The organism is Mesorhizobium sp. B2-3-14 (assembly GCF_006442175.1).
Classification (GTDB): domain Bacteria; phylum Pseudomonadota; class Alphaproteobacteria; order Rhizobiales; family Rhizobiaceae; genus Mesorhizobium; species Mesorhizobium australicum.
Genome location: NZ_VFVP01000007.1, coordinates 122580 through 142945 on the forward strand (window position 1 = coordinate 122580; position 20366 = coordinate 142945).

At 64.8% G+C, this 20366-nt stretch carries 23 protein-coding genes and 1 pseudogene; 12 read left to right on the forward strand and 12 right to left on the reverse strand.

The features are described 5' to 3' along the window. Positions 1–220: 220 nt before the first annotated feature. Positions 221–1105, reverse strand: a complete 885-nt coding sequence (locus FJ950_RS19225; protein ID WP_140617957.1) for a hypothetical protein — start codon at positions 1103–1105, stop codon at positions 221–223. Positions 1106–1268: 163 nt separating this feature from the next. Between FJ950_RS19225 and FJ950_RS19230 the strand changes: the two genes are divergently transcribed. Further along, positions 1269–3278, forward strand: a complete 2010-nt coding sequence (locus FJ950_RS19230) for an ABC transporter ATP-binding protein/permease (RefSeq protein WP_140618076.1) — start codon at positions 1269–1271, stop codon at positions 3276–3278. A 46-nt stretch (positions 3279–3324) separates the two neighbouring features. On the opposite strand, the gene FJ950_RS19235 is transcribed toward FJ950_RS19230, so the two are convergent. Together FJ950_RS19235 and FJ950_RS19240 are read right to left on the reverse strand one after the other, a co-directional pair. Next, entirely contained in the window at positions 3325–4047 is a 723-nt protein-coding gene (locus FJ950_RS19235) for a haloacid dehalogenase type II (RefSeq protein ID WP_140617958.1), read from the reverse strand. A gap of 50 nt (positions 4048–4097) precedes the next feature. After that, entirely contained in the window at positions 4098–5033 is a 936-nt protein-coding gene (locus tag FJ950_RS19240; protein WP_140617959.1) for a DMT family transporter, read from the reverse strand. A gap of 204 nt (positions 5034–5237) precedes the next feature. On the opposite strand from FJ950_RS19240, the gene FJ950_RS19245 reads away from it, so the two are divergent. Next, complete coding sequence (locus FJ950_RS19245; protein ID WP_140617960.1) at positions 5238–6128, forward strand: LysR family transcriptional regulator; 891 nt, start codon at positions 5238–5240, stop codon at positions 6126–6128. A gap of 65 nt (positions 6129–6193) precedes the next feature. On the opposite strand, the gene FJ950_RS19250 is transcribed toward FJ950_RS19245, so the two are convergent. From FJ950_RS19250 to FJ950_RS19260, 3 genes and pseudogenes are all read right to left on the reverse strand, one after another. Continuing rightward, positions 6194–6544 carry a DUF2200 domain-containing protein gene (locus tag FJ950_RS19250; RefSeq protein ID WP_140617961.1) on the reverse strand — a complete coding sequence of 117 codons (351 nt, stop codon included), beginning with the start codon at positions 6542–6544 and terminating at the stop codon, positions 6194–6196. A gap of 104 nt (positions 6545–6648) precedes the next feature. Continuing rightward, positions 6649–8306, reverse strand: a pseudogene (locus tag FJ950_RS19255) (acyl-CoA synthetase). Between the two features lie 155 nt (positions 8307–8461). Then, on the reverse strand, positions 8462–9355 hold the full coding sequence (locus FJ950_RS19260) for a LysR family transcriptional regulator (protein WP_015316892.1): 894 nt from the start codon (positions 9353–9355) through the stop codon (positions 8462–8464). Between the two features lie 103 nt (positions 9356–9458). Here FJ950_RS19260 and FJ950_RS19265 point away from each other — a divergent pair, with 103 nt between their 5' ends. Both FJ950_RS19265 and FJ950_RS19270 read left to right on the forward strand, forming a co-directional pair. Further along, the gene (locus FJ950_RS19265; RefSeq protein WP_140617962.1) at positions 9459–10214 is read left to right on the forward strand and encodes an SDR family oxidoreductase; all 756 of its coding nucleotides are present in this window, start codon (positions 9459–9461) and stop codon (positions 10212–10214) included. An 87-nt stretch (positions 10215–10301) separates the two neighbouring features. Beyond that, a complete protein-coding gene (locus FJ950_RS19270) occupies positions 10302–10514 on the forward strand; it encodes a 4-oxalocrotonate tautomerase family protein (RefSeq protein WP_015316894.1) in 213 nt (70 codons plus the stop codon). Positions 10515–10591: 77 nt separating this feature from the next. On the opposite strand, the gene FJ950_RS19275 is transcribed toward FJ950_RS19270, so the two are convergent. Further along, positions 10592–11059 (reverse strand): DUF6428 family protein, encoded by a 468-nt coding sequence (locus FJ950_RS19275; RefSeq protein ID WP_224597190.1) that lies wholly within the window; start codon positions 11057–11059, stop codon positions 10592–10594. Between the two features lie 105 nt (positions 11060–11164). Between FJ950_RS19275 and FJ950_RS19280 the strand changes: the two genes are divergently transcribed. Genes FJ950_RS19280 through arsK form a run of 4 tightly spaced genes read left to right on the forward strand, consistent with a single transcriptional unit; the run spans position 11165 to position 13869 of the window. Next, complete coding sequence (locus FJ950_RS19280; protein ID WP_140617964.1) at positions 11165–11518, forward strand: metalloregulator ArsR/SmtB family transcription factor; 354 nt, start codon at positions 11165–11167, stop codon at positions 11516–11518. 41 nt (positions 11519–11559) lie between these two features. Then, positions 11560–12252 (forward strand): MIP/aquaporin family protein, encoded by a 693-nt coding sequence (locus FJ950_RS19285; protein ID WP_140618078.1) that lies wholly within the window; start codon positions 11560–11562, stop codon positions 12250–12252. After that, positions 12249–12662, forward strand: a complete 414-nt coding sequence (arsC, locus tag FJ950_RS19290) for an arsenate reductase (glutaredoxin) (RefSeq protein WP_140617965.1) — start codon at positions 12249–12251, stop codon at positions 12660–12662. The genes FJ950_RS19285 and arsC overlap by 4 nt, the downstream gene beginning before the upstream one ends. After that, entirely contained in the window at positions 12643–13869 is a 1227-nt protein-coding gene (arsK, locus tag FJ950_RS19295) for an arsenite efflux MFS transporter ArsK (protein WP_140617966.1), read from the forward strand. The genes arsC and arsK overlap by 20 nt, the downstream gene beginning before the upstream one ends. A gap of 163 nt (positions 13870–14032) precedes the next feature. Here arsK and FJ950_RS19300 read toward each other — a convergent pair whose 3' ends face one another. Together FJ950_RS19300 and FJ950_RS19305 are read right to left on the reverse strand one after the other, a co-directional pair. Continuing rightward, the gene (locus FJ950_RS19300) at positions 14033–14848 is read right to left on the reverse strand and encodes an oxidoreductase (protein WP_140617967.1); all 816 of its coding nucleotides are present in this window, start codon (positions 14846–14848) and stop codon (positions 14033–14035) included. A 51-nt stretch (positions 14849–14899) separates the two neighbouring features. Next, positions 14900–15196 carry a YciI family protein gene (locus FJ950_RS19305; RefSeq protein WP_015316901.1) on the reverse strand — a complete coding sequence of 99 codons (297 nt, stop codon included), beginning with the start codon at positions 15194–15196 and terminating at the stop codon, positions 14900–14902. Positions 15197–15311: 115 nt separating this feature from the next. On the opposite strand from FJ950_RS19305, the gene FJ950_RS19310 reads away from it, so the two are divergent. Continuing rightward, a complete protein-coding gene (locus FJ950_RS19310) occupies positions 15312–15764 on the forward strand; it encodes a helix-turn-helix domain-containing protein (RefSeq protein ID WP_140617968.1) in 453 nt (150 codons plus the stop codon). 69 nt (positions 15765–15833) lie between these two features. Here FJ950_RS19310 and gcvA read toward each other — a convergent pair whose 3' ends face one another. Continuing rightward, entirely contained in the window at positions 15834–16745 is a 912-nt protein-coding gene (gcvA, locus tag FJ950_RS19315; RefSeq protein ID WP_140617969.1) for a transcriptional regulator GcvA, read from the reverse strand. A gap of 216 nt (positions 16746–16961) precedes the next feature. Between gcvA and FJ950_RS19320 the strand changes: the two genes are divergently transcribed. The 3 genes from FJ950_RS19320 to FJ950_RS19330 all read left to right on the forward strand — a co-directional run bounded on the left by FJ950_RS19320 (position 16962) and on the right by FJ950_RS19330 (position 19240). Beyond that, the gene (locus FJ950_RS19320; protein ID WP_015316904.1) at positions 16962–17159 is read left to right on the forward strand and encodes a DUF1127 domain-containing protein; all 198 of its coding nucleotides are present in this window, start codon (positions 16962–16964) and stop codon (positions 17157–17159) included. Next, entirely contained in the window at positions 17156–18052 is an 897-nt protein-coding gene (locus FJ950_RS19325) for an NmrA family NAD(P)-binding protein (protein WP_140617970.1), read from the forward strand. The genes FJ950_RS19320 and FJ950_RS19325 overlap by 4 nt, the downstream gene beginning before the upstream one ends. Before the next feature lie 87 nt (positions 18053–18139). Beyond that, positions 18140–19240, forward strand: a complete 1101-nt coding sequence (locus FJ950_RS19330) for a KamA family radical SAM protein (RefSeq protein ID WP_140617971.1) — start codon at positions 18140–18142, stop codon at positions 19238–19240. Positions 19241–19248: 8 nt separating this feature from the next. On the opposite strand, the gene FJ950_RS19335 is transcribed toward FJ950_RS19330, so the two are convergent. After that, on the reverse strand, positions 19249–19893 hold the full coding sequence (locus FJ950_RS19335) for a 4'-phosphopantetheinyl transferase superfamily protein (protein WP_140617972.1): 645 nt from the start codon (positions 19891–19893) through the stop codon (positions 19249–19251). After that, positions 19890–20336 carry a GNAT family N-acetyltransferase gene (locus FJ950_RS19340; RefSeq protein ID WP_246681355.1) on the reverse strand — a complete coding sequence of 149 codons (447 nt, stop codon included), beginning with the start codon at positions 20334–20336 and terminating at the stop codon, positions 19890–19892. Before FJ950_RS19340 ends, FJ950_RS19335 begins: the two co-directional genes overlap by 4 nt. Positions 20337–20366: the final 30 nt, after the last annotated feature.

Genomic DNA, 20366 nt, shown 5'->3' on the forward strand with positions numbered 1-20366 from the left:
CACGCTTTCCTCCGCCCGCCGCGCCATGCGCGATCAGGACTTCCTTTCACCAATTTTCAACTGTGCTGGCAACTGCCGTCAGCAAGGCCAACGCGCCGACAATATCGTGATGGGATGCTGGGGCCGCAAGGGGGTGGAAACGGTGCTGACGACGAAACAGCCAATCTCCCCCGCGAAGGGGGAGATTGGCAGCGTCGGCGCCGCGCCGGTCCTGCGCGCCCTACTTCCCCGCCATCTGGTCGGCAAGCGCCTGCGCCTGGGCAAGCAGCGTGGGGAAGGCCGGGTTGTCGCGCAGGTTCTTGCCCATGCAGGCGCGGAAGTCGCTGTCGCCTTTTGCCCAGGCGGCGTCGGCGGCATCGGATGTATTTTCGTCGCTGTCGTCGGTGGCCTGCTTGACCAGTTTCTGGGCGGCGGCGTCAGCCGCGGTCCACACCGCGTCGCAGGCCGCGATCCTTGGGATGGGCGGTGTCGCGGGCGCCTCGGCGATCATGACACTGTTGCCCTTGACCAGCGTGACGACGATTTCCTGGTCGTAGTTAGGTCCGACATCCTGTGCCCAGCCGCCAAGGCGGGCGATCGCCATGTCGGCGCCGTCGGGCGTCTTCAGGGTGAAGTCGAGCGTGCCTGTGAAAGCGGCGTCGCTGCCGATGGCCTGGGTGTAGAACGCATCGAGCTTCAGCGCCGCGTCGAAGCTGGTGGGCAGTTTGAGATCGGCGTCCGTCTCCGCCGCACGCGATTGCAGCCAGCGCTCGACCAGCCCGCGTGTCGACGCGACGATGCTGGGGCCGTCCTCGGTGCCGTGACGCAGCCCGTCCAGCATGCCGAAGCCGACATCGGAGGAACTGAGGCTTTCGATATTGATCCTGCCGGCCGCCGGAAAACCCTTGACCGTGAAAGGTCCAAGAAGCGTCGAAAGGCGCTGTTCGAGATCGGCGCGGGCCTTCTCATTGGCGGCGTCGAGCGTTTCCACGGGAGCGTTCGCGCTTTCCATCGCGGCGATGGCCGCGATCGCCTTGTCGCGCGCGGCGATGTAGTCGTCCTCCGGCGAAGCCGCATACGCCGCACCGCTCGCCAGCGCGAACACCAAAGTCCAGACCAGACGCATCGTGAAAACCTCCGTTTTACAAGCTCTTCGCGTGGCTTGGTGGCGATTGTGCGGCGGTGAACTCATGGCGAGACGTGGCGGATATCGGGGCACCAGGACAGCCCTGGCAAGGTCGCAAGCCCTCATGATGAAACCTTCCGATACCCAGGCCGTTATGGCCGTTGTGGCAGACATCAAACCCAAACAGAGGCCGGCCGGCGGCGCCAAGCCAAACGGTGCCAGGAAGCCCCGCCGGGAGAAGGTACCCGATGTCGAGGCCGCATCCGAGGTCGTCGGCGAGGCGGCGCCGCCGCCAGCGGCGGTGGAACCTGATCCGCAGCTGAGCCCCGAACAGGCCGAACAGGCGCGCAAGAAATACCTGCTGAAGCGCTTCTGGATCAGCGCGCGCGGCTATTGGAGCCGGCGGGGCGACAAGCTCGCCTGGCCATGCACGATCGCGCTCCTGATCCTGATCTGCGTCAATGTCGGCTTCCAGTACGGGATCAATGTCTGGAACCGCTCGATCTTCGACGCCATCGAGCAGCGCAATGCGCCGACCGTCTATTTCCTGAGCGCCGTGTTCGTGCCGCTGGTGCTTGGAAGCGTCAGCCTTGTCGTTGCGCAGGTCTATCTGCGCATGACGATCCAGCGCCGCTGGCGCTCCTGGCTCACTACATCCATCATCGGCCGCTGGCTCACCAACGGCCGCTACTACCAGCTCAATCTCGTCAGCGGCGATCACCAGAACCCGGAAGCCCGCATCGCCGACGATTTGCGGATCGCCACCGAATCGCCTGTTGATTTCGTCTCCGGCGTGCTCAACGCGTTCCTGGCGGCCTCGACCTTCATCGTCGTCTTGTGGACCATCGGCGGCGCGCTGACGCTGCCGATCGGCTCCTCGACCGTCACCATTCCGGGCTTTCTCGTCATCACCGCGGTCATCTATGCCGGCATCACCTCCACCTCGATGGTGGTCATCGGCCGGCATTTCGTCGAACTCTCCGAGCAGAAGAACCAGGCGGAAGCGGAATTTCGCTACACGCTGATGCGCGTGCGCGAAAACGGCGAGAGCATCGCCCTGCTCGGCGGCGAGGAGGAGGAGCGCAGCGGCATCGACAGGACCTTCGCCGGCGTGCTGGGGAAGTGGGCGATGCTTGCTGGCCAGCACATGCGCACGGCGCTGGTCTCGCAGGGATCGAGCCTGTTCGCGCCGGTGGTGCCGGTGCTTTTATGCGCGCCAAAATTCCTCGACGGCTCGATGTCGCTTGGGCAGGTCATGCAGGCGGCATCCGCCTTTGCCATCGTGCAGGGCGCGTTCGGATGGCTGGTCGACAATTACCCGCGCCTGGCCGACTGGAACGCCTCGGCACGGCGCATCGCCTCGCTGATGATGTCGCTGGATGGGCTCGAGCGCGCGGAAGAGAGCGACGCGCTCGGACGCATCAATCGCGGCGAGACCAAGGACGACACGATGCTCAGCCTCAACAATCTGTCCGTGTCGCTCGATGACGGCACCGCCGTGGTCAAGGAAACCGAGGTCGTGATCCAGCCGGGTGAGCGGCTGCTGGTGGCCGGCGAATCCGGTTCGGGCAAGAGCACGCTGGTGCGGGCGATAGCGGGCTTGTGGCCGTGGGGCGGCGGCAGCGTCGATTTCCACCCGGGCAAGCGCATGTTCATGCTGCCGCAGCGCCCCTACATCCCCTCGGGCACGCTGCGCCGGGCCGCTGCCTATCCGGGCGCCGCCGAGGATTGGACGATCCCGCAGATCAGGGCTGCCCTCGACAAGGTTGGGCTCGGTCATCTTGGCGACCGGATCGAGGAAGACGCGCCGTGGGACCAGACCCTGTCGGGCGGCGAGAAGCAGCGCCTGGCCTTCGCGCGGCTGCTCCTGCACGCGCCCGATATCATCGTGCTGGACGAGGCGACGGCGGCACTCGACGAGAAGAGCCAGGACAGGATGATGGAGACCATCATCCACGAATTGCCTAATGTGACCATCTTGAGCGTGGCGCACCGCGCCGAGCTGGAGGCCTTCCACAGCCGCAAGATCACGCTCGAGCGGCGCAAGGGTGGCGCCAAGCTGGTCAGCGATATCGACCTCGCCCCGCGCAAGCGCAGGGGCCTGCTCGGCCGCGCCTTGTGGGGTTCCGGCACTTCCGCCGAAGAGCGCGGCGCCGCCCGTAAAAAGAGTTGATGACGCTCAGGCGAGTTCTGGTTTCAGCTCAAGGGATGGCCTTCTATCAGCCGCCCAATTCTTCCTGATGCGCCTTGGCGAGGTCGGCCATGCTGTCGAAGCGGAAGTCCACCTTCGGCATCTCGCCGGGATCAATCGTGGCGCCGAAACCCTGATCGGCATGCCGGCGGTGGATCCAGCACGATTTAAGGCCCAGGCGGTTGGTCACGGCATGGTCATGAAACAGGCTTTCGGCCGTGTGCAGGACTTGCTTGTCGCCGATCCCGAGCGTCGCCAGTTTTTCCAGCATATAGTCGAAATTCCGGGGCGACGGCTTGTAGGAGCCGATGTCCTCCGCCGTGTAGATCGCATCGAAATCGACGCCGAGCTTCCTGTTGCTGAAGGAGAAGCTCGTATTGTCGACGTTGGAGAGGATGACGAGCTTGTAGTGCTGCTTGAGGTATTGCAGGGCGGCGGCGGTATCGGCAAAGGCCGGCCAGTCCTTCACGCTTTGGCCATAGGCAATGCATTCCTCCGGCGTGGTCACGACGCCCCATTCCTCGGCGAGCCGCTTGTAGACGACAGCCAGAAGGTCGCAGTAGCGCTTTTGCGGCGTCCAGTCCTGCTGGCTGGATTCGTGCCTGGCATGCGCCTGCAGGATCTCGTCGCGGCCGAGGCCGCGGCCAACCCGCCCGGTCAGCGGCTTCAGGGCGTCGATCATGCCGGATTCCCAATCGATTAGCGTGCCGTAGCAATCGAAGGTCAAGGCCTTGAAATCAGTCAGCTTCATGGTTCACTCCCTTGAGTTGGATAATTGGCTGGCGTTTGCGTGGATCGCGATCAATCGGCCGGCTGCCCGGCTGGGCGCAAACCTGCCTCGCCCTTCGATGTGGTGCCACGCGACGATGTCAGCCAGACGCCGAACAGCGTAACCGCGAGGCCGAGGACCATCGCCGCCGAAGGCGGCTCGCCGAAGAGCAGCCAGGCCCAAAGCATCGTCACCGGCGGGCTGAGATAGATCACGCTGCTGACCTGCGCGGCGCTGTGGAGGCGCAGGCTCGCATAATAGACGCCGTAGCAGAAGAAGGTCGAAAACAGCACCAGCCAGGCGATGCCGAACTCGAACCGGCCATCAAGGGGCGGCATCAGCCCGCCTTTCCATTCGGCGCAAGCGGCAAAAAACAGCGCCGCTGTCAGGCATTGGATGCACAGGCTCTGGTGGATGGGCATGTTGATCGTCCCCATCCGCTTCTGCAGCACGGTCGCCAGCGCGAAGACCATCATGGAAGCGATCGTGACCACGTACGCCCAGGCCGGCGCGGTGCCGAGACTGAGGCTGTTCAGCGAAACGACCAGCACGCCGAGCACGCCGAGAGCCGTTCCGGTCCACTGCCTCGATGGCAGCCGGTGGCCGAGAACGGGCTGCGACAGTGCCGCGATGGCGAGGGGGACGAGGTCCGAGATCAGCGCGACCAGGCCGGTCGGCACGCGCTGGCCGATGGCAAGCGCGAAGCCGCCGAGATAGAGGAACATCATCGCCACGCCGAACGCCATCTGCTGGAGCAGCGCCCGGACGCCGATGCGCGGCCCGACCATGAGCGCGAAGGGCAGAAGGACCAGCCCTGACATCAAGGTTCGCCAGAACAGCACGAGCATGACGTCGGCGCTCTCGCTGGCGTAACGGATGCCGACAAAGCCCGAGCTCCAGCTTACGACCAGGGCTGCCGCCAGAAGCGGCCAGGCCAGGCGACGGTACGGAGGTTTCGGGAGCGTCATGCGGTCTCTTCGTCGAAGCGAGTTCGCCAGCGGATCACGGCCGATCTCGGATGCGGGATTTATGGCGGCGCGCAAGCGCCTTTGCACATGACAAATTTCGATATATCCATGAAATAGGCGCGAGATGTGGCATTATGATTGACCTCAAAGCCCGTTCTCTGCCGAAACCTTGAAGCGCTGCTTTCGTTTCAAACGAGGATTGTCATGGCTAGAGTGATGAGCCGCCGCCTGGATGTCGATGCCTTGCGGGCGATGGTGGCGATCGAGAAACATGGCGGCGTTACCCGGGCGGCCGAGATGCTCGGCCTGTCGCAATCGGCCGTCAGCCACAAGATCAGGCGGCTGGAAGCGAGTCTCGGCTGCGAAATCCTCAGTCGCAAGGCGAATGCGCCGATGTTCACCAGTTCAGGGCAGGATCTGCTGGGCTATGCCAAGCGCATCCTGGGCATCCATGACGAGGCGATCCTGAGCCTGTCGAAGAGCACGCTGCAAGGCAAGATCGCTTTGGGGATGACCGAGGATACGACCTGCACGGACCTTTCGCGCATCCTTGGCCGGTTTCGCCGGCTGTACCCCGAGGTGAGCGTGCGCACGCAGGTGCGCATGAGCCTGGCCTTGCAGAAGCTGTTGGGCGAGGGCGCGCTCGACGCGGCCATCATCCAGGTGTTCCAGCACGACGTCCGCCCCACCGATGTCCTGCTGTTCCGCGAGACCCTGCATTGGGTGAAGTCGCCCGAGCTGACCCTTGGGAAAGGCGACCCGGTGCCGTTCCTGTCCTTCGACGAGAACTGCTTCTATCGCCGTTGGGGCCTCGATCTCGGTCAGGACGAGGGAACGGTGTTCGAGATCGTGTTCGAATGTTCGAGCGCGGCCGGCATCATCGCCGGCGTGACCTCCGGCCTCGGCGTCGCGCTGCTCAGCCAGCGGCATCTGCGGCCCGGCATGGAGATCGTCGACAAGTCGTTCCCCAAGCCTCCGGACCTCGCCTACGTCATTCGCCGCGCCCGCAACGTCCGCAATCCCGCGCTGGAGACACTGGTGCGGGAGATAGAGGCTGAGGTGAAGCGCCACGGGACGCTGCAGATCGCGATGTGAGGGGTGTGATTAGCGCTTGCGCCCACGCGCCCGGTCGATGATATCGCGCGCTCGAGCCTCTCTCCTCATTTCCGGAGTATCTTCTCCATCGCTTTCCCCTTCGCAAGCTCGTCGATCAGCTTATCGAGGTAGCGAATTTCCTTCATCAGTGGATCCTCAATATCTTCCACGCGGACGCCGCAGACCACCCCTGTAATCAAATTCCGCAAAGGATTCAGTCGAGAGGCCTGACCAAAGAAATCCTCGAAGCTGGTTTTCTTCTCCAGTTCGGCCTCGAGTTCCTTCTCGGTGTAGCCCGTCAGCCAGCAGATGATCTCATCGACCTCGGCTCTGGTGCGTCCTTTCCTTTGCGCCTTGGCGACATAGTGCGGATAGACGCTGGCAAAGCTTGTGGAATAGATTCGATGCTCCGTCATGACGTGCCCTTACCGGTGGCGCCTATCGCCCGCACTCAACTTTGCCTCCAATGCGCAGGTCTCAGCAATTGGCGCAGGACCGACTCCAATCTTCCCGCCGCCCTTCACCCGTTCCTTTTCTCCACCTCAGCCTTGCGCAACAAGAACCGTTGGATCTTGCCGCTAGGGGTCTTCGGCAATTCCCCGACGAAGTCGATCTCGCGCGGATAGGCATGGGCCGAGAGGCGTTTGCGGACATGCTGCGCCAATTCTTCGGCGAGTTCCGGGCTGCCTCGTAGGCGGGCGCCAGGATGACGAAGGCCTTGACGATCTCGGTGCGCTGCGGGTCGGGCACGCCGACCACCGCCGCCTCGTTGACGGCGGGATGTTCGATCAGCGCGCTTTCGACGTCGAAGGGGCCGATGCGGTAGCCTGACGAGGTGATGACGTCGTCGGCGCGGCCGATGAAGGAGACCGAGCCGTCCGGCTCGTATTCCACCGTGTCGCCGGTGCGGTAGTAGCCGCCCGATATGGCCGGCGTTTCGGCCTGGTGGTAGCCGTCGAACCAGCGCAACGGCGAGTTGGCGATGTCGACGGCGAGGATGCCGGGCTGGTTGGGGCCGAGCTCGTTGCCGGCCTCGTCCAGCACCACCATGCGATAGCCCGGCATGGCAAAGCCCGCCGAGCCGGCGCGGACAGGGTGCGCCAGGCCGTGATGGTTGTTGACCATCATGCCGTTCTCGGTCTGGCCGTAATGGTCGTGGATGGGCGCGGCGAGATGGGCGTCGAACCAGCGGATCACTTCCGGGTTGAGCGGCTCGCCGGCGCTGCTCACCACACGCAGCCGGCCTTTTGCACGCGCGGCGGCATCGGGACCTTCGGCGAGCAGCAGGCGGAAGGCGGTGGGCGAGCCGGCAAGGCTGGTGACGCCAAGCCGCTCGATGACATCATAGGTGTTTTTGGCGGTGAAGGCGCCCTCGTTGAAGGTCGTGGCGATGCCGAGCAGCAGGGGTCCCGTGATGGCGTAGTAGAGGCCATAGGCCCAGCCCGGATCGGCGATGTTCCAGAAGATGTCGTCTGGGCGCAGGCCGATCGCGTCGCGCATATAGGCGCCGAAGGCGAGCAGCGCGTTGAGCGGCACCGGCACGCCCTTCGGCAGGCCGGTGGTGCCCGAGGTCGACATCATCATGAACAGGTCTTCGCCCTTGCGCATCACCGGGTCGCAGTTGGGTGAGGCGGCGGCAAGCGCGGCACGGAAATCGATGTCGCCCGGGGACAGGGCGTCGCCAGCACCGAGGATGGTGGCGATTTGCGGAGGGTTCGCGACCTCGTCGAGCTTGCCGCGATTGGCCGGATTGGTCACCACCAGCCTGGCGCCGCTGTAGCCAAGCCGGTGTTCGATCGCCTTCGGGCCGAAGGCAGTGAACAGCGGCTGGTAGACCGCGCCGATGCGCCAGGCGCCGAGGATCAGCGCCACCAGTTCGGGGATGCGCGGCAGCATGCCGGCCACGACATCGCCCGGGCCAACGCCCAACTCCTTCAGCAGAGTGCCGACGCGGCCGGACATGTCGGCGAGATCCTCGAAGCTGAATTCGCTGAGTTCGCCGCCGGCAGAGATGGCGCGCAGCGCCAGGCGGTTTCCGCCGGTGTGCCGGCCGCAGCATTCGACATAGGCGTTGATGCCGGTCGCGGGGTCGCCCTGCAGTCTCGCGATCTCATCCTCAATACGAAAGCTTGCAACGGCATCGTCATAGCGCGGCAAGCCGGCTTGCTGCTTGGTCATGAAAATCCTCCCTGGCGGTGCGCCATCTCCCCATGGCGCGCTGTCGCGGCGACATTGACATCAGATGGCGCCGATGGGCAACGGCGAGTGCCTGTTCCTTTGTATTGACGCAACTCCGGACGAAAAACCGCTACACACTTTTCCCGGAATTGCGCTTACAGGTTCGCCTCGGCGAAGATGCGTGCCGCCCAGTCGAGAAAGACGCGCAGGCGCGGCGAAAGCTGCCGATTCTGCGGATAGAGCGCCGAGAGCGGTGTCGGCGAGGGCGGATACCCGGCCAGCACCTCGACCAGTGTTCCCTCTGCCAAATCCTTCTCGAAGCGATAGCGCGGCGCCTGGATGAGACCGAGGCCAAGCCGGGCGAGGTCGGCGGCGGTGTCGGAATTGTTGGCGGCGACGCGGCCGGGCAGCCTGACCTCGCGCGTCTTGCCGCCGACGGTGAATTCGAAGGGCAGCACTTCGCCGGTGCGGGAGGAGACGAAGCCGATCGCCTGATGGCCGTCCAGCGCATCGGGGGAAGCCGGCGTGCCGTGGCGAGAGAGATAGGCGGGGCTGGCGCAGGTCATCTCGCGGATCATGCCAAGCCGGCGCATGATCATGCCGCTGTCAGGCGGCTCGCCGACGCGGATGACGCAGTCGACACCCTCGCGCACCAAGTCGACCAGCCGGTCGCTCTGGCCGATCTGCAGGTCGATCCTGGCATAGCGGGCGAGGAATTCCGGCAGGCGCGGCAACAGGAAGGTGCGTGTGAGCAGCGTGCTGGCGTCGATGCGCAGCAGGCCGAAGGGTTCCGCATTGCGGAAGGCGGCCTCGGCATCCTCGATCTCGGCCAGGATGGACAGGCAGCGCCGGTAATAGGCCTCGCCATCCTGCGTGGCGTTCACCTGGCGCGTGGTGCGCTCGAGCAGCCTTGCGCCGAGATGTTCTTCCAGCCGCCGGACCGCTTCCGTCGCGGTCGAGCGAGGCAGGCCGAGATCGGCGGCGGCAGCGGTGAAGCTGCGCCGCTCCAGCACGCGAACGAAGAGTCGCATCGTGTCCAGGCGATCCATGCTCTTTGTTCGCAATTTCCGAATAGTAATGTCAAGACAAGGCTGATTGTCCGGAAGCTGGCTCCGCCTATATCCGTCTCACCAACAAGAAGGAGAGACTTCCATGACTTCAGGCCAAACGAGCACGGGCCAAACCAAAGCGGCGATCGTGACCGGCGCCTCCAAGGGCATCGGCGCGGCGATCGCGCGGCGGCTCGCCCGTGACGGCATCGCCGTCGTCATCAATTATGCTCGGGGACAGGCCGGGGCCGAGGCGCTGGTGCGCGCCATCGAAGCCGATGGCGGCAAGGCGATCGCCGTGCAGGCCGATATCGCGGATCCGGCCGGTATCGCCAGCCTCTTCGACGCCGGCGAGAAGGCGTTCGGAGGCATCGATATACTGGTCAACAATGCCGGCATCATGAAGCTTTCGCCGATCGCACAGGCCGATGATGCCTTCTTCGACACCCAGGTCGCGATCAATCTCGGCGGCGTGTTCCGTGGCATGCGCGAAGGCGCAAAACGCATTCGCGATGGCGGCCGCATCGTCAATTTTTCGAGCAGCGTGGTCGGCCTCTACCAGCCGGGTTACGGCGTCTATGCCGCCACCAAGGCGGCGGTCGAGGCGATGACGCACATCTTGGCCAAGGAGCTTGGCGCGCGCGGCATCACCGTCAACGCGGTGGCGCCCGGACCGGTCGAGACGGCGCTGTTCACCGATGGCAAGAGCGCGGCGCAGATCGAGGCCACGGCCAAGATGATCCCGCTCGGCAGGCTCGGCCAGCCCGACGACATTGCCGGCGTGGTCTCGTTCCTGGCCGGGCCGGACAGTGGCTGGGTCAACGGGCAAATCATCCGCGCCAATGGCGGCGTGATCTGAAGGAGGCTGGCCGCTGCTGCTGTGGCGGTCTGCCTCCTGTTCCATTCGAAACCTAGCCCAAATGATTGAGAAGACAAGGAAAACATCATGCCATTCGCCAATATCAAGATGCCGCAGGCGGCGCTCTCCAAGGCACAGAAAGAAGACCTCATCCATCGCACGACCGCCATGTTCGTCGACTTTTTCGGCGAGGGCGTGCGGCCCTACACGATGGTGCTTGTGGAGGAAGTCGCCGATGGCGGCTATGGCCGCGCCGACGAAGTGTTCGTGGTGCCGGACGCTTTTCGCGCCAAGGACTAAGGTTGCCGATGTCCGGCCGGCCTGCACATGGCTCACGCCCGCGCTTCCGGTACTCACATGCTCAAAAGCACCCTCCGTTAGCCGCAGCATGGCCCGGCGGAGGGGCCACAGCAGGCCTTGGCCTTCTTTTCCTCCTCCAGCCAGCGGTCGCGCGGCTTGCAACTCGCTGGCCGTGGCGCAAGCGTGACATGCACGGCGCCGTCGGCCAGCCGGGGCAGGGCGGCCCGGTAGAGCTGCATCGGGCGCACGCCGTCGCTGACCTCGAAGGTCAGCTTGGCCGCCTGGTCGAGACCGACATGCTCGGTCACTTTCCGGATGATCGCCGCGAATTTTCCAGCCGGCATATGGGTGCGGTCCTCATTGACGTCCCATAGCTGCACGAAGATCTCCGACCATGATTCCGGATTCCCGCCGCAGTCGAGCGCGTCGAAGCGGCCGGCCTTGACCTCGGTGACATGGTAGCCCGGCAACACTGGCCCGCCTTCATGGAAAAACACCAGTGGCTTTTCCCTGTGATCCGCCAGAAAGTCCAGCAAGCCGGCCATGGTGATGTCCCGCGGGTCGGCCGTGATCACGGGATCAAATTCCCGATTGTCAGAGGCGAGCATGTGCGATAATCCTTGCTTCAATATTCATAGGATTGTTGAAATATGAATGAACGTCAAGCCCTGGCGGCCTTCGCGGCTCTGTCGCAGGAGACACGGCTGCGCGTGCTGCGCCATTTGGTGATCGCCGGCCCCGACGGCATCGCCGCCGGGGCGATCGCCGAAAAGGTCGAGGTTTCGGCGTCCAACGTCAGCTTCCACCTTAAGGAGCTTGAACGCGCGGGGCTGGTGAGCGTGCGCCGCGATTCCCGCTCCATGGTCTACAGCGCCGAGTATGACATGCTGAGCGGTCTTATCCGCTTCCTGATGGAGGATTGTTGCTCCGGCCGGCCGGAAATCTGCGCGCCGGCGGTGTTGCCGGGCTGCTGTGCGGCCGACACGCGGGAGCCTGCCCGATGAGTGGCGGCCACACTGTGCCTGGCGCGTCCTCCATCCGGGACATGGCCGGTTTTGATTTGCCGCGCCGGCTCACGGCGGAAGCTCTCGGCACGGGCTTGCTGGTGGCCACGGTGGTCGGCTCCGGCATCATGGCGCAGTCGCTGACGCCCGATCGCGCACTGACGCTGCTTGGCAACACCTTGCCGACGGGCGCGATCCTCGTGGTGCTCATCACGATACTGGGGCCGGTCTCGGGCGCTCATTTCAATCCGGCCGTTTCAATGGTCCTGGCGCTGTCGCGCCGGCTGCCGGCGAGCGACTGCGCCTGGTATGTGCTCGCCCAACTCTCGGGCGGCGTCGCCGGCACGGTCGGCGCGCACCTGATGTTCGGGCTTTCGCCGCTCGCCTTGTCGACGCATGACCGAACGGGACCCGCGCTCTGGCTTTCGGAAGGGATCGCGACCTTCGGGTTGCTGGCGGTCATTCTCGCCGGCCTGCGTTTCGAGCGCTCGGCCATCCCCTGGCTAGTCGGCCTCTATATCACCGCCGCCTACTGGTTCACCGCATCGACATCGTTCGCCAACCCAGCGGTCGCGGCCGCACGGTCACTGACGGACAGTTTTTCCGGAATCAGTCCGGCAAGCCTGCCGGGCTTCATCGCCGCCGAACTGGCCGGCGCGGGCATTGCCCTGGCGCTGACGACATGGCTGCTGCAGCCGCACGTTCAACCGTTCCCCATCGAGGCCAGCCCATGACGATCACCATCTACCACAATCCGGACTGCGGCACCTCGCGCAACACGCTTGCCATGATCAGGGCGAGCGGCGAGGAGCCGACCATCGTCGAATATCTGAAACATCCGCCGCCACGTGCGCGGCTGGAGCAGTTGATAGCGACGCTCGAAATTCCCGTGCGCGCCCTGCTGCGTGAAAAGGGCACCCCCTATGCCGAACTGGGCCTGGCCGATCCAAAATGGTCCGACGGCCAACTGCTCGATGCCATGCTCGAGCATCCGATCCTGATCAACCGGCCGATCGTCGAAACGCCGAGAGGGACACGGCTGTGCCGTCCGTCCGAGCTTGTGCTGGATCTGCTCGACCACCCGGTGAGCCGGTTCACCAAGGAAGACGGCGAGGTGGTGAGCCATGACCGCGGTGGGCAATGATGGAAGCCTTGCAAAAGCCGAAACCGCGGAGCGTGCGCCGATAGCGGCTGTCGCCGCGCTCGGGATCACCCAGATTATCGGCTACGGCACGCTCTATTACAGTTTCAGCATCCTTGCCGGCGACATGGCGAAGGATATGGGCTGGCCAACCGAATGGATATTCGGCGCGCTATCGGCCGCGCTGCTGGCCGGCGGGCTGACCGCACCCTTGCTCGGCGGCTGGATCGACCGTTTTGGCGCGGGACGGATCATGACCGCCGGCTCGGCCGTTGCTGCCGCTGCGCTTGCCGCCTGTGCCTATGCGCCCAACGGTCCAGCCTTCGTCGCCGCGCTGATTGCGCTGGAGGCAGCATCGAACCTTGTCCAATACGGCGCGGCCTTCGCGCTGCTGGTCCAGATCCGGCCGCGTGCCGCGCAGCGCAGCATAACCTATCTCACCCTCGTCGCCGGTTTCGCATCGACCGTCTTCTGGCCGATCACATCGGCGCTGCATGGGCATTTGCCTTGGCGAGACGTCTACCTCGTTTTTGCCGGGCTGAACCTGCTGGTCTGCCTGCCGCTGCACGCCTGGCTCTCGCAGGGGCTGGCCAGGAGCAGGCGCGCGGCGACCGAGCCGCCACGGCACGTCGCGGGATCGCTGCCGGCCCCGGCGCGGCCGCTCGGCTTTGCCTTGATGGTTGTCGCTTTCTCGCTCCAGAACCTGGTCAGCGCCGCCGTGCTGGTCCATATGGTGCCGCTGCTGTCCGGGCTCGGTCTGGGTGCCGCCGCCGCCATCGTTGGAACGCTGTTCGGGCCGTCGCAGGTGCTCAGCCGTTTCATCAATATGGTCTTCGGGATCAACCTGCCGCCGCTGCGGCTCGCCATCATCTCAGCCGTGCTGATGACGGCGGGCGTGGTCATCCTGCTTGGCACCGCGCCTTCGATCGCCGGCGCGATGGCGTTCGCCGTCGTCTTCGGAATGGGCAACGGGCTGTTCAGCATCGTCACCGGGGCACTGCCGCTGATGCTGTTCGGCAGCGAAGGCTATGGCCGGCTGCAGGGACGCGCCATGTCCGCCCGCCTGATCGTCTCGGCGGTCGCGCCGTTCGCCCTGGCATTGGCGATAGCCCATATCGGCATTTCCTGGTCGCTGGGCCTGATGGCACTTGTTGGCTGTCTGGCTCTGCTGGTGCTGGCGGCGATCGCGAAAGTGTCGAGCGCCACCTGAAACCGGGCAGGGATGCCCAGAGGCGGTTTGGCGCCACTCCGCCGGCTCAATTTCCCCTCTCGGAACCGTCGTGGATCGGCTTGTGATGCGTCAAATCGTCGGCCGCAGCAGCGAATGTCTGGCGTCTCAAAACTGGCCGCCGAACAGTGGCTTCGCGCCTTTGTCACGACGGCAGGTTCATCTGTTTTCGGAGGCTTTTGTCGAAGGCATGCGCGGGAACAAACCGTCGCAGCAGGTATAGGCGATGCGCCTGCTTGCTGGCAGGATAGCGCAGCTTCGGCGATGTCGCGGTGGCCGCGGTGACGACCGCCTGGCCGACTACCTCGGGAGCATCGCCGGTTTCGATCGCCCTGTTCCAGACCGCGGTTGCCGTTGCCCGCGCCTGGTCATAGACACTCATCATCCTGTCCGGCTTCGTCGCATTGTGATCGAGAGCCGTACGGGTGAAGGCCGGTTCGACCAGCAGGACGCGAATACCGAAGGGGCGGACCTCATGGTCCAGCGACTCGGAGTAGCCCTCGACGGCATGTTTCGTGGATGTGTAGAGCGCGCTGAACGGGCTGGGGACAAAGCCGACAACCGAGCTGATGTTGACGATCCGGCCGCCGCCCTGACGTCGCATGATCGGCAGCACCTCGTTTGTGACGCGGATGAGACCGAAGACGTTGACGTCGAAAAGGGTCTTTGCCTGTTCAACGGACGATTCTTCCGCACCCGCGATCAGTGCATTGCCAGCATTGTTGACCAGCAGGTCGATGCGCCCGACCTGTCTTATCACTTGCGACACCATGCTTGCGACGGAGTCCGCGTCGGTCACGTCGCAGCTCAGCATCGTGATCCCGGGCGGTGACCCGGTCGCGGCTTTCCGGCTCGTGCCGAAGACGCGGTAGCCGGCCGACTGAAGGGCTTTGGCTGTCGCAAGCCCGATGCCGCCCGCTGCTCCGGTGACGACGGCGACGCCGCGATTTTTGTTGTTCATTTCAATATCCTTCGAGATGCATGATCATGACGGTTTGTGCCGACGGACTTGTCAGCCGTGTACGCTCAGATGAAGCATGGGGTGATGTTCGTAATGGCCGGCGCCATTTCTCACGATGGGGTCTTGTGAGGTTATCGCCTGGATGTCCTGGTCGTCGGCGATCCGGTATAGTGACAAGCCATAGCCGCCGCCTGGATCCATCACCGGACCATGGGCGACGATCAGTCCGCGGTCGAGCAACTCGTCCAAGAAGGCGCCATGCTGCCTCATCCATTCCCGCTCGTCGCCGGTCATGGATGCAAGAAAGTCGGCACGGGGCGGGATGTACTTGCACAGATAGAATTTCATTTGGGACTCCCAGCGGCGCGATGACCGGCCGTCCACCATCATTTTTCGGTGGAACGGCCTCGCGAGATCAGATACTATCAAATTAATAGTAAGTCACTATCAAAATGGTATCGACGTGAAGAATCTTTCCAACCAGCCCTGTTTGATCGCCCGCAGCCTCGGCACGGTGGGTGACACGTGGAGCATGCTGATCATGCGCGATGCCCATGCGGGGCTCAGCCGCTTCGACGAATTCCGCAAGAACCTCGGCATCGCTCCGACGATGCTGACCAGCCGGTTGGCGACCTTGACGCAGGAAGGGCTGCTGGAGAAACGGCGATATTCGGAGCGGCCGCCACGGGATGAATATGTGCTGACCGAGGCCGGTCGGGATTTGCTTCCGGTGCTGTTCTCGCTCGCCGCCTGGGGCAGCAAGCACCGGGGCGGTGGCAATTTCACCCGGTTCTTCGACGCCGAGACAGGAACCGAAATCGACCCAGTCAGCATCGATCGCGGGACCGGGGCGCCGATCGGCAGTCGTCCCATACAGATCGTGACGCCCAAGCTGCCTGACGGCCCGTCGGACTGACTGGATGCGCCGGAGCGAACGGCGATAGCTGGCCGGCAAGAGAGGGAATTCAGGTGGGCCTTCCTCGGATCAGCCGCTCTTCTTCGCACCAATCCAGTCGGCGGCCACTTCGGCGAACAGCCAGTCACGGAACGCCCTGATCTTTTTCTGGCGCAGCGCGCCTTCGGGATAGACGACGTAGTAGCTGGCCGCCGATTTCAGCGCGAGATCGAAGGGCCGGACCAGCCGGCCTGCCGCGAGGTCGGCCGAGACCAGCGCGCTGCGGCCGAGCAGCACGCCTTCGCCATGCACGGCGGCCTCGACGGCGAAGGTGGCGGAATCGAAGCGCACGCCGCGTGTGGGGTCGATGCCTTCGACACCGGCCTGCTCAAGCCATGTCGCCCAGTCGATGCGAAAGGCGTCGTGGATCAGTTTGTGGTGCCTGAGGTCCGCTGTCAGATGCAGCGGATGCTCGCCTTGCAGCAGTTCCGGGCTGCAGACGGGGAAGACCTCCTCGTCGGCGAGGAACTCCGCCGTCACCCCGCTATAGCCGCCGCGGCCGTAGCGGATGGATATGTCGATGCCGTCGCTGACGAAATCGGCCAGCACGCCCGAAGTCGCCAGCCGCACGTCGATGTCGGGATTGGCGCGATGGAAACGATGCAGCCTCGGCACCAGCCAGCGGCCGGCGAAGCCGTCGGACGTGCTGACATTGAGAATGCGCGTCGAGCGGTCGGGCGTGGCGGCAATGGTGGCGGCGGCGATCTGGTCGAGCGCCTTGCCGACTTCCGCCGCATAGGCCGCGCCGACGCCCGTGAGGCGCACGGAGCGTGTGCCGCGATCGAAGAGCTGGATGCCCAGCCTGTCCTCGATGTTGCGGATGGCGCGGCTGACCGCGCCATGGGTGAGGTTGAGCTCCTCCGCGGCCTTGGAGAAACTCAAATGCCTGGCCGCCGCGTCGAAGGCGGGCAAAGCGGTGAGGGGCGGCAGTCTGCGCGGCATTGGATCGACCTGTGAGTGTTACTCACAAATCCTGCACAAAGAGTCGTTTGTCGTCCAGCCCTTAATGGCCCAATATTCAGGCGTACCAAGCATCCACACCGGCTTTCCGGTTCATCGATGCGCTGAATTGACCAGACAAGTGTGAGCAATCGTCATGCTCGCCCCACTCGGGCGACATCGGCAGGCTTGCGCCCAGTGAAACACAGGAGACGGATTATGACCTTGACCCTTCGACCCATCGGCGCCGCGATGAGCGGCCTTGCCACGCGAAGCTTGGCAGCGTTCGAGCGCCGCCGCACATTGCGCCGGATCTCCCGGCTTTCCGATCGCCGTTTGCATGACATCGGCCTCGAACGCGACTGGGACGGTTCGATCCTTGCTAACGAAATTCTGGGCAATGGGAGGGCGATATGACCAGCACCCTGATCATTGGCGCCACCGGACTGCTCGGCAGCGAGATGGCCAAGGCCAGTGCGCGCAATGGCGACAGCCTGCATGTCCTGGTCCGGCAGGCAACGTCGGCCAATGAAGCGCGGATGCGCCCGCTGAAGGATCTCGGCGCCACCGTGCATGTCGGCGATCTCGACGACTATGACAGCCTCGTGCGCGCCGTCGGCAAGGTCGACCGCGTCATCAGCTCGGTGCATGTGGGGTCGGCCAGCGAGATGACGCTGGTGCGCGCCATCAGGGATGCCGGCGTCTCCCGCTATGTGCCGTCCGCCGGCTTCGGCCTCGACTTTGCCGCCGCCGCACCTGGCTCGATCGAACCGCTCGACATCAAGCGGACCGTCTTCGACGCGGTCCGTGAGGCCGACCTGCCCTATACGGTGATCTACACCAACGGCTTCTTCTCGACCTGGGTGGCGACGCTGGGCGACCTGACGCGCTTCGGCTCGTCGCCGCTGCCGCCCGCCGAGGTGACGCTCTATGGCGAGGGCAACGTGCCGGCGACCTTCGTCAGCGAGAAGGATATCGCCGCGGTCACCATGCGCGCGCTTGAGGATCCCAATGCTGTTCGCAGCGAGATACGGATCGCACAGAACAAGATCACCCAACGTGAAATGATCGAGCTGTGGCGGCAAGTGAGCGGCCGTTCGCCCCGCGTCAAGCAGATGAGCGCCGAGGAGCTGGAGGCGCTGATCGCGGCGGTTCCCGGCCTTGGATTGCTGCGCGCATTCTGGATCCGCGGCGAGACCGCGCTCGAGACGGCCACCCCGGAAGCCGGGACGCTTTATCCGGAGCTGAGGTTTGAAAGCATCGAAAGCGCTTTTGTGGCGATGGCTGGCGCGGGTGGGCATAGGTTGTGAAGGCGGCGGACATGGCTGGCGTTGCGACAGCGGTTGACCGCGCTGTCCATCCGGCCGATAGGTCCGCGCAAACAGCCGAGACGCCCGATGCCCAATCTCAAAGATGCGACCCGCGCCGCCGACAGCGCCTGGCAGGAGGATGTCCGCGCCGGCGTGCGCCATGTGCGCGACCTCGCTTCCCTGCCGCTCTCGCCGGCCGAGCGCGAAGCCGCGCAAGCCGCCGCGGCGCTTCACAAGGTGCGGGCGCCAAAGGCCTATCTCGACTTGATCGACTGGAACGATCCCGCCGATCCGATCCGGGCGCAGGTGATCCCGTCGCCTGGGGAATTGGACGAGGCTGAGGGTGAGCTTGGCGACCCGATCGCCGATCATGAATTCAGCCCGGTGCCGCGGCTGACGCATCGCCATGCGGATAGGGTACTGTTGTTCCCGACCTATCAATGCGCGGTCTATTGCCGGTTCTGCTTCCGCAAGGAATCGCTGACGTCGATCGGCCGTGGTTATACGCGCGAGGCGCTGGAGCCGGCGCTGGCCTATATATCGGACCATCCCGAAATCCGCGAAGTGATCCTGACCGGCGGCGATCCGCTGTCGCTGCCCGACAAGGCACTGGCCGAGATCCGGGCGCGCATCGAGGACATTGCCCATGTGCGGTTGCTGCGCCTCCACACGCGCGTGCCGGTGGCACTGCCGTCGCGCATCACGCCAGGGCTGGTCGCGGCGCTGCAGGGTCGGCTGATGGTGACGGTGGTCACCCACTTCAACCACGCGCGCGAGATCACCGACGCCACCGAAGTGGCCTGCCGCGCCTTGCGACAGGCCGGCTTCGTGATGCTCAACCAGAGCGTTCTGCTGAAGGGCGTCAACGATACGGTCGAAGCGCTGGAAGAGCTCTGCCGCGAGCTGATGTACCGGCTGGGGATAAAACCCTACTACCTCCACCATGGCGATCTCGCACGCGGCATGGCACACAGGCGCACCACGATCGCGCAGGGGCAGGCGCTGGTGGAAGCGCTGCGCGCGCGCCTGTCGGGCATCTGCAACCCTGTCTATGTGCTCGACCTGCCCGACGGGGGAGGGAAAGTGCCGCTTGGACCTTGCCATGTCGAGGAACAGGACGGGCAGCGCTGGCGCATACGTGGGCTGGATGGTGCGGTGAGGGCCTATCGAGAGGTGGTTGGCGAATAGGCCAACGCCTATCTGGCAACAAACGCCAGCACGACCACGCGCGGGGCGATACAGTGTGCGAGGCTGACCTTGCGGCCCGTCCTCGTTGTCGCATGGCCGGTTTCGAGGTCCACGGCGATATCCTCATAGCCCAGCACCTCGCGATCCAGCGGATAGGCGGCCTTGTAGACCGCTTCCTTGGCGGCGAAAAGGATGCGGCCGGCAAGCTGCCGGTCGGCGGCGTCGATCCGGTCTTCGGGAATTGCCACGAGCGAGAAAATCTCATCGGGCAGGGGCAGCGCCGGCTCGACGTCGATGCCGAGCGAGGCGATGCGGCCAACAGGCGCGACCGCCGCCACGGCCATGTCGTCGTCATGCGCGAGCGAGCCCGTTATCCCGTCCGGCCAGGCGGGTGCACCGGACGGCGTGCGCAAGAGGGCGAAACCGTCGAAGCCGGCATCCGTCAGCAGTCGGTGCGCGAGCAATCGCGCCGCGCCGCTGGCCCGCCGCATAGACGGCTGGCGAGCGGGGATGGAGCGTGCTTCCGCCGGCAACAGATGGGTCTCGTCGCCTTCGCGGATGATCCTGCAACCGGTGCGGACCCCGGCAGGAGCCATGGCGGCCATGGCGCGCGCCATGGCGATTTCCTCGGGCGGATCGGCGGGCGGCGTCATCGGTCGCCGGTGGGCAGAATGAGATCCGCGATCATTTCGCCGTCCTCGTCGAGCCCCTGTTCGACGAAACCGGCACTGCGATAAAGCTGCCGCGCCGCCTCGTTCTCCGGTTCGTAGCAGATCGACACGTGCCTGATGTGGCCGAGCCCGCCGATTTCCTCCAGCACTTCACGCAACGCGGCCTTGCCGTAGCCCCGGCCTTGCCAGGCGCGGTCGATCATGAAGCGGTAGATGCGCGCCTCGTCATCGGCCCGCGGCGCCTCGTACATCAGGAACCCGACGATCTGGTCGCCTGCCATGACGGCGCGTGGCCGCGCGTCACGATCGGATCTGGCCTCACGCAGGGAGGCTGCGTTGCTGGCGACGAAATCCATCTGCTCCGGCGCCAGCTGCAATGCGGTGACCAAAGCGCGATTGGCTGGGGTCACCGGGCCGATCCGGATGTCCACGGTGCTTCCGGATCGCTCTGCCAC